This window comes from uncultured Mucilaginibacter sp., assembly GCF_903913935.1.
In the GTDB taxonomy this organism is placed as follows: domain Bacteria; phylum Bacteroidota; class Bacteroidia; order Sphingobacteriales; family Sphingobacteriaceae; genus Mucilaginibacter.
In genome coordinates this window covers 1-1,752 of the sequence record NZ_CAIWNH010000194.1, presented here as the reverse complement: position 1 = coordinate 1,752, position 1,752 = coordinate 1, and the positions used below count along the sequence as shown (strand labels likewise).

Genomic DNA, 1,752 nt, shown 5'->3' with positions numbered 1-1,752 from the left:
GATCTCTTATAGCTGCGAAAGCATTCCCAGGTTCCTATCCGTCGGCACCTTAGCTCTTATCTTAATGTTAACCCTGGTCTTTTCTTTATATAGGCCAATAAAAAGGGAAAATAAAGAACGGGTTGGGATCTATTTAATGATCGTACCGGTAATTGCTCTTTATAGTTTTGCCGCCACGTACGGAATGAATTGTGTTTTTGACCATTCGGTCCCGGTTATATTTAACACCAGGGTGAACGGTAAATATTTCACCACAGGAAAGAACTCCGGATATTATTTAACAGTTAGCCCATGGGGTGACCATAAAAAACCTGAAGATATTGAAGTGGGGAAGTCACAGTATAACAATACTCAACTCGGCCAAATAGTGAAAATCAACCTAAAAAAAGGATTAGTGACAATACCCTGGTATTATTTGGAGGAATAGAATTTACACACCAACAAAGGCGAAAAAACCACAAACACTAAACAAAAAATCCGAAATCGAACATCCGACTTCCGAAATCTTCTTGTCGTTCGTCCGGTTTTGAATAGCAACGGGTTGGAATCATAACGGACAAAAGGTAATATTCCCTTACCTTAGCCGCCGATATGCCCCAACTCGATATTCTTTACCAGGACGATCACCTGGTTGCCATTAACAAGCCGCATGGGTTGCTGGTGCACCGTTCGCCGATTGCCAGCGATGCCACAGAATTTGCCCTGCAATTGCTGCGCGACCAGTTGGAACGGCATGTATTCCCGGCCCATCGCCTTGATCGTAAAACAGGCGGGGTATTGTTATTTGCTTTAAGCAAAGAGGTGGAGAAACTGATGCAGCAGCAGTTCCAGGAAAATAGGGTGGATAAAAAATACCTGGCCATCGTTCGCGGGTTTACGGATGATGAAGGCGAAATTGATTATGCGCTGCGAAAAGAGAACGGCACCCTGCAGGAAGCCTTTACCCGCTACAAAACCCTTGCCTGTGCTGAATTGGACGTACCGCTGGGCAACCACCCCACATCGCGCTATTCATTGGTGGAGGCTAACCCGGCTACAGGCCGTATGCACCAGTTGCGCAAACATTTCAGCCATATCTTTCATCCTATCATCGGCGACCGTACCCATGGCTGCAACAAACAAAACAAATTATTTAAGGAACGCTGGCAGCTGGATACCATGCTATTGCATGCCTCGCAATTAAGTTTCCATCACCCGGTTACCAAAGCACCCATCCATATTGAAGCACCATTGCAGGCCGAGTTTTTAAGGGTAATGGGCATAATGGGGTGGAAACCGGCTTAATTCATATCCATTTTTATTTGCTGCTATTGATCAACTCTTCGGCTTTTTCCAAAAGAAAAGTCAAAGTCTATTATACTATTAGTAGGCTATTCGGGGTGTATCTTCGAAAATACTCATTTTTATTTTTAATTGCAATCAAATCATTAAAGTTGATAATTAATGAAAGGGGTGCACAAAAAAAGCGTTCCGTATCTCACCCCGGAACGCCTCCAACATTTTTTGATATTTTAATGCCGATACAACTAAACCTCAGATACCATTTTAAGAGTACCCAAATCCTTTATTTATCAAATTGATCTTTGCGAATCAATTATTTAAAACTCAATTTTAAATGGCGTAATAATATGGTGTTTTAACACAACGATATTTATTCTATCAGCCAGTAAATCAACACTATTTGCAGTATAATCTTTATAAAATAAAGGCAATTGCAGTAAACTTGCTAATTGTTTAATGAATATTTAAAAT

The 1,752-nt window shown here is 41.2% G+C and carries 2 protein-coding genes; both read left to right on the top strand.

All coding sequences use genetic code 11. The features are described 5' to 3' along the window. On the top strand, positions 1–427 hold a 427-nt coding region (locus QZY09_RS07180), incomplete at its 5' end, for a hypothetical protein (protein ID WP_295670254.1). 164 nt (positions 428–591) lie between these two features. Next, positions 592–1,284: a pseudouridine synthase gene (locus tag QZY09_RS07175; RefSeq protein WP_295670252.1), complete on the top strand. Its 693-nt coding sequence runs from the start codon at positions 592–594 to the stop codon at positions 1,282–1,284. Positions 1,285–1,752 lie beyond the last annotated feature (468 nt).